The sequence below is a fragment of the Mycobacterium sp. genome (genome assembly GCF_032162605.1).
Classification (GTDB): domain Bacteria; phylum Actinomycetota; class Actinomycetes; order Mycobacteriales; family Mycobacteriaceae; genus Mycobacterium.
In genome coordinates, this window is sequence record NZ_JAVROT010000370.1 from 1 (window position 1) to 6,438 (window position 6,438).

General features: G+C 67.4%; 7 protein-coding genes. All 7 read left to right on the forward strand.

The genetic code is table 11. The features are described 5' to 3' along the window. On the forward strand, nucleotides 1-591 hold a 591-nt coding region (locus QOI01_RS20795), incomplete at its 5' end, for an XdhC family protein (RefSeq protein ID WP_526384267.1). Between the two features lie 58 nt (nucleotides 592-649). Beyond that, nucleotides 650-1,564, forward strand: coding sequence for an FAD binding domain-containing protein (locus QOI01_RS20800; protein ID WP_526384269.1), 915 nt, complete (start codon nucleotides 650-652; stop codon nucleotides 1,562-1,564). Then, the gene (locus QOI01_RS20805) at nucleotides 1,564-2,109 is read left to right on the forward strand and encodes a (2Fe-2S)-binding protein (protein WP_526384271.1); all 546 of its coding nucleotides are present in this window, start codon (nucleotides 1,564-1,566) and stop codon (nucleotides 2,107-2,109) included. Before QOI01_RS20800 ends, QOI01_RS20805 begins: the two co-directional genes overlap by 1 nt. Next, nucleotides 2,106-4,505 (forward strand): aerobic carbon-monoxide dehydrogenase large subunit, encoded by a 2,400-nt coding sequence (locus tag QOI01_RS20810; RefSeq protein ID WP_526384273.1) that lies wholly within the window; start codon nucleotides 2,106-2,108, stop codon nucleotides 4,503-4,505. Before QOI01_RS20805 ends, QOI01_RS20810 begins: the two co-directional genes overlap by 4 nt. Before the next feature lie 21 nt (nucleotides 4,506-4,526). Continuing rightward, on the forward strand, nucleotides 4,527-5,411 hold the full coding sequence (locus QOI01_RS20815; protein WP_526384278.1) for an XdhC family protein: 885 nt from the start codon (nucleotides 4,527-4,529) through the stop codon (nucleotides 5,409-5,411). Further along, complete coding sequence (locus QOI01_RS20820) at nucleotides 5,408-6,010, forward strand: nucleotidyltransferase family protein (protein ID WP_526384275.1); 603 nt, start codon at nucleotides 5,408-5,410, stop codon at nucleotides 6,008-6,010. The genes QOI01_RS20815 and QOI01_RS20820 overlap by 4 nt, the downstream gene beginning before the upstream one ends. Then, nucleotides 6,007-6,438, forward strand: a 432-nt coding sequence (locus tag QOI01_RS20825; protein WP_526384277.1) for an AAA family ATPase, incomplete at its 3' end; no start/stop codon positions are given. The genes QOI01_RS20820 and QOI01_RS20825, both read left to right, overlap by 4 nt.

The window sequence follows — 6,438 nt, forward strand, 5'->3', positions numbered from 1 at the left end:
GAGGTGTTCGTCGCGAGCCATGCGCCACGACCCCGCATGCTGGTGTTCGGCGCCATCGACTTCGCTGCCGCCGTGGCACAGCTCGGGACGTTCCTGCGCTACCGCGTCACGGTGTGCGATGCCCGCCCGGTGTTTGCGACGTCTGCCCGTTTCCCGACGGCCGACGAGGTCGTCGTCGACTGGCCGCATCGCTACCTCGCGGCGCAGGCGGAGGCCGGGAATGTCGATGCGCGCACCGTGATCTGCGTCCTGACCCACGACCCGAAGTTCGACGTACCGCTTCTGAAGGTCGCGCTGGGGCTGCCCGAGGTGGCCTACGTCGGGGCAATGGGTTCCCGCCGCACGCACGACGACCGCATCGGGCGACTGCGGGAAGCTGGGCTCACCGAACCCGAACTGAGCAAACTGTCCAGCCCCATCGGGCTGGACCTCGGGGCCAGGACACCAGAGGAGACCGCGGTCTCGATCGCCGCCGAGATCATCGCTGGCAGGTGGGGCGGTGGTGGCCGACCGCTGAGCGAGGAGCGTGGCCGAATTCATCGTCACCAGGACCAACATAGCCAGTTAAGCGATTCCTTAACTCGATATTGACGACGCTGCCGGACCGGCTGAGACTAGGGCTCCCTTCGATGGTTGTGAGGCCGGTCACATGCAGGTACCTGGACCCTTCGAGTACGAACGAGCGACGAGTGTCGAGCACGCCGTCGGGCTGTTGAGCCGGTTGGGCGACGGAGCGCTGATCGTCGCGGGCGGCCACAGCCTGCTGCCGATGATGAAGCTGCGCATCGCCAACCCGGAATACCTGATCGACATCAACGACCTCGCGGCCGAGCTGGGATATGTCGTGGTCGACCCGACGCTGGTCCGGATCGGTGCCATGACACGGCATCGCGAGGTGCTGTCGTCCGAGGCGCTGGCCGCGGTCTGCCCGATCTTCGCCGACGCGGAGCGGGTGATCGCCGACCCGGTGGTGCGCAACCGCGGCACGGTAGGCGGGTCGTTGTGCCAGGCGGACCCCGCTGAGGACCTGATGACTGTCTGTTCGGTGCTCGACGCGGTCTGCGTCGCGCGTGGCCCGTCCGGGCAACGGGAGATATCGATCGATGACTTCCACGAAGGCCCCTACGAGACCTCGCTCGCCCACGACGAGATGCTCATCGAAGTGCGAATTCCCCTGCGACACCACATGTCCAGCGCGTACGCGAAGGTGGACCGCCGAGTCGGCGACTGGGCGGTGGCCGCGGCGGGCGCCGCCGTCACCCTCGACGGGGCGCAAGGTGCGATCGTGGCCGTGCGGGTGGGGCTGACCGCCGTCAACCCGGACGCCGCGGCCCTTCGGGCACTGGCCGACTCGCTCACGGGCAAGCCCGCCACCGAGGAGACCTATGCCGAAGCGGGCCGACTCGCCGCGGCGGCGTGCGAACCGGTGTCCGACATGCGGGGCAGCGCCGACTACAAGCGGCACCTGGCCTCGGAACTGTCCATCCGGACGCTCCGCACTTCGGTCGAGCGGGTTCGCAATGCCCCACGGCAAGCCCCCCAGGGAAATCAGAGGATCAACTGATGCAGGTGACCATGACCGTGAACGGCGAACCGGTGACCGCCGAGGTCGAGCCGCGGATGCTGTTGGTGCACTTCCTGCGCGACCAGCTGCGGCTGACCGGGACGCACTGGGGCTGCGACACCAGCAACTGCGGCACCTGCGTCGTCGCGTTGGACGGCGAACCGGTGAAGTCGTGCACGATGCTGGCGGCGATGGCCTCCGGGCACGACGTCCGGACCGTCGAGGGGATGGAGGTCGACGGCAAGCTCGACCCCGTTCAGGAGGGATTCATGCAGTGCCACGGATTGCAGTGTGGGTTCTGCACTCCCGGCATGATGATCACCGCCCGCGCGTTGCTCGACCGTGATCCCGATCCGGACGAACACACCATCCGCGAGGCCATCTCCGGACAGATCTGCCGATGCACCGGCTACACCACGATCGTGCGCTCCATCCAATGGGCGGCGCGCCATGGCCGGGAGGACTTCGCGCCGGCCGCGCAGACCGAGGAGACCCTCGGCGGCGACGCGGGCGACCACCTCGTCGAAGCCGGGAGCGCATCATGACCACGGTTCAAGCTCGACCCCCGGCAAGGGACGATCTGGTCGACAACGACAAGAAGCCCTGCGGTCACGGCCGGATGCTGCGGAAGGAGGATCCACGGTTCATCCGTGGACGCGGCAATTACGTCGACGACATCAACCTACACGGCATGCTTCACCTGGCCATCCTGCGATCTCCGTATGCTCATGCCCGAATAACCTCCATCGATGTGTCTGCGGCACAGGCACATCCGAAGGTCAAGGCGGTGGTGACCGGAGCCGATCTCGCGGAGAAGGGCTTGGCGTGGATGCCGACGCTGTCCAACGACGTTCAAGCCGTGCTCGCCACCGACAAGGTGCGCTTCCAGGGGCAGGAGGTGGCGTTCGTCGTCGCGGACGACCGCTATTCGGCGCGCGACGCACTCGAACTGATCGACGTCGACTACGAGCCGCTCGATCCGGTCGTCGACGCCCGCACGGCGCTCGACCCGGCCGCCGAGATCATCAGAACCGACCTCGAGGGCAAGACCGACAACCACTGCTTTGACTGGGAGACCGGCGACGCCGCGGCAACCGACGCCGCCTTCGCGAAGGCAGACGTCGTCGTTACGCAGGAGATGGTCTATCCGCGAGTGCATCCGGCACCGATGGAGACCTGCGGTGCGGTCGCCGATCTCGACCCAGTGAGCGGGAAGCTCACGCTGTGGTCGACCACGCAGGCACCGCACGCCCACCGGACGCTGTACGCCTTGGTCGCAGGCCTGCCCGAGCACAAGATCCGCGTCATCGCCCCCGACATCGGTGGCGGCTTCGGCAACAAGGTGCCCATCTACCCGGGCTACGTCTGTGCCATCGTCGGCTCGCTGTTGCTCGGCAAGCCGGTCAAGTGGATGGAGGACCGCAGCGAGAACCTGACGTCCACCGGCTTCGCCCGCGACTACATCATGGTCGGTGACATCGCCGCGACCAAGGACGGCAAGATCCTCGCGATCCGGTCCAACGTGCTGGCCGACCACGGTGCGTTCAACGGCGTGGCGTCCCCCGTCAAGTATCCGGCGGGCTTCTTCGGGGTCTTCACCGGTGGCTACGACATCGAGGCCGCCTACTGCCACATGACGGCGGTGTACACCAACAAGGCACCAGGCGGTGTCGCCTATGCCTGCTCGTTCCGGATCACCGAGGCGGTGTACTTCGTGGAACGCCTCGTCGACTGCCTCGCCCAAGAGATGCGGATCGATCCCGCCGAACTCCGGTTGCGAAACCTGCTGAAGCCCGAGCAGTTTCCGTACAAGTCGAAGACCGGCTGGGAGTACGACTCGGGCGACTACGAGACCACCATGCGCCTCGCCATGGACATGATCGGCTACGACGACCTGCGTGCCGAGCAGAAGGAGCGCCGTGAGCGCGGCGAGCTGATGGGCATCGGGATGTCCTTCTTCACCGAGGCCGTCGGCGCCGGGCCCCGTAAGGACATGGACATCCTCGGCCTCGGCATGGCCGACGGCTGCGAGCTACGGGTGCATCCGACGGGCAAGGCCGTGGTCCGGCTCTCGGTGCAAACGCAGGGCCAGGGTCACGAGACGACGTTCGCTCAGATCGTCGCGGAAGAACTCGGCATTCCGCCAGACGACATCGACGTGGTGCACGGAGACACCGATCAGACCCCGTTCGGTCTCGGCACCTACGGCAGCCGCTCCACGCCCGTGTCCGGGGCGGCGGCGGCGTTGGTGGCCCGCAAGGTGAGGGACAAGGCCAAGATCATCGCGTCCGGCATGCTGGAGGCCAGCATCGCCGACCTCGAGTGGGATAAGGGCTCGTTCCACGTCAAGGGCGATCCCACCGCTTCGGTGACGATTCAGGACATCGCGATGAAGGCGCACGGCGCGGGTGATCTGCCCGAGGGCCTCGAGGGCGGACTGGATGCCCAGATCTGTTACAACCCAGAGAATCTCACCTATCCGTACGGGGCGTACTTCTGCGTCGTCGACATCGACCCCGGAACCGCGGTCGTGAAGGTCCGTCGCTTCCTCGCCGTGGACGATTGCGGCACGCGGATCAACCCGATGATCATCGAGGGCCAGGTGCACGGCGGAATCACGGACGGCATCGGCATGGCGCTGATGGAGATGATCGCGTTCGACGACGACGGCAACTGCCTGGGCGGTTCGCTGATGGACTACCTGATCCCGACCGCCGTCGAGGTGCCCAATCTCGAGACCGGGTACACCGTGACTCCGTCGCCGCACCACCCGATCGGCGCCAAGGGCATCGGGGAGTCCGCCACCGTCGGATCTCCTCCTGCGGTCGTCAACGCGGTCGTGGATGCGTTGGCGCCGTTCGGAGTTCGGCACGCCGACATGCCACTGACCCCGTCGCGGGTGTGGGAGGCGATGCGGGGCAATGCAACCCCACCGATCTAGCGAGATCACGTGAGATCAGCGATTACGATGTCCGAGCGCGCCGCCCAATTGGTGCTCGCGCGGACACCGTTCGTGCACGCCACCGTGGTGAGAGCGCAGCAGCCGACGTCGGCGCACGCCGGTGACGAGGCGATCCTGTTGTCCGACGGCACCATCGAGGGTTTCGTCGGCGGAGAGTGCGCGCAGAACTCGGTGCGCAAGGCGGCGCTCGGCGTCCTGCAGGCCGGCGAGAGCGTGCTCCTTCGGGTGCTTCCCGACGGTGACGTGCACTTCCCGGAGGCACCTGGCGCGTGCGTCGTCGTCAACCCGTGTCTCTCGGGCGGGGCGCTGGAGATATTTTTGGCGCCTCAGGTACCCGCCCCACTGGTCCGGATCAGTGGCGCGACCCCCGTCGCCGACTCTCTGGTGGAGCTATGTGGGAGCCTTGGCTATGCCGTGGCACGGGACGACTCCGGCGAAGACCTGACCAGAACCACCGCCGTGGTGATCGCCAGCCATGGTGGGCCCGAGGCTGAAATGATCCGCGCCGCACTGGCTGCGGGGGTCGGCTACATCGGCCTGGTGGCCAGCAGGATCCGCGGTGCCTCAGTGCTCGCCGGACTGGGGCTGACGGAGGACGCGCGCGCCCGCGTGCACACCCCGGTCGGGTTGCCGATCGGGGCGAAGACACCTGCCGAGATCGCCGTCTCGATCGTCGCGGAGGTGATCGCCGCGATCCGGGTCGATGGCCTGTCGTCGTCGACCGATCGCCCCGTCCACGTCCCCGCGCAGGCGATCGACCCGGTCTGCGGAATGACGGTCGCCGTTGGGCCGTCGGCGCGCCACCTCTCGGCCGCGGGCGAGGACTTCTGGTTCTGCAGCGCGGCGTGTCGCGCGGCATTCGCTGCGGCGAGCGCGGACCCGTGACCGCTGATCGTGTCACCGGTGTCGTGCTGGCAGCCGGCCGCTCGACTCGCCTCGGCACGCCGAAACAACTTCTGCCGTATGCAGGCACCACGCTGCTCGGCGCCACCCTCGAGGTCGCGCGTCATTGCCCGTTCGACCAGCTGATCGTGACGCTCGGCGGAGCCGCGGACGACGTGCGGGCCGCCGTCGGGCTCGACGGGGTACGGGTAGTGGTCGCAGATGACTTCGGCTCGGGTTGCTCATCGTCGTTGCGGGCCGCCCTCGCCCACGTCGACGCGCGGGCCGACGGGATCGTGTTGATGCTCGGAGACCAACCAGGTGTTCAGCCGGGCACCGTCGAACGGCTGATCGCCGAACGTCAGGGTAGATCCGTCGCGGTGTGCCGCTACTCCGACGGTCTTGGCCACCCATTCTGGTTGGGCCACAGCGTGTTTGACGACCTGCGCCGGCTACACGGTGACAAGGGCGTTTGGAAGCTGGTCGAGAGTGCGGGGTCGCGCGGAACCCGCACCGAGGTGAAAGTCGATCGGCACATCCCGCTCGACGTCGACACGTGGGCCGACTACGAGCGACTGCTGGACACGGCGGCCGCCCGATGACGACTCCCTTCCGCGACGTCGACGACGTGGTGCGCCGCTTCGATGCCGAGGACTACCTCCTCGATGACGGCACTGCGTCGGCCGTGTACCTGGCCGCCACCCTCGGCCGGCCGCTCCTGCTGGAGGGTGAGCCGGGAGTCGGCAAGACGATGGCAGCCAAAACGCTTTCGGCGGTGCTCGGTTCGCCGTTGGTCCGGTTGCAGTGTTACGAAGGTCTGACGGCTGCAGAGGCGCTCTACGACTGGAACTATCAACGTCAGCTGCTGAGTATCCGGCTGGCCGAGGCCAGGGGAACCCCGATGGCGGAAGCCGACCTGTACACCGAGACCTACCTGGTGGACAGACCGATCCTGCAGTGCGTCAGGTACCGTGGCCCCACCCCGCCGGTGTTGTTGATCGACGAGATCGACCGCGCCGACGACGAGTTC

Bases quoted from the DNA above. Each gene is read 5' to 3' on its own strand.
- QOI01_RS20800 (WP_526384269.1), top strand. From the start codon at position 650: ATGCAGGTACCTGGACCCTTCGAGTACGAACGAGCGACGAGTGTCGAG.
- QOI01_RS20805 (WP_526384271.1), top strand. From the start codon at position 1,564: ATGCAGGTGACCATGACCGTGAACGGCGAACCGGTGACCGCCGAGGTC.
- QOI01_RS20810 (WP_526384273.1), top strand. From the start codon at position 2,106: ATGACCACGGTTCAAGCTCGACCCCCGGCAAGGGACGATCTGGTCGAC.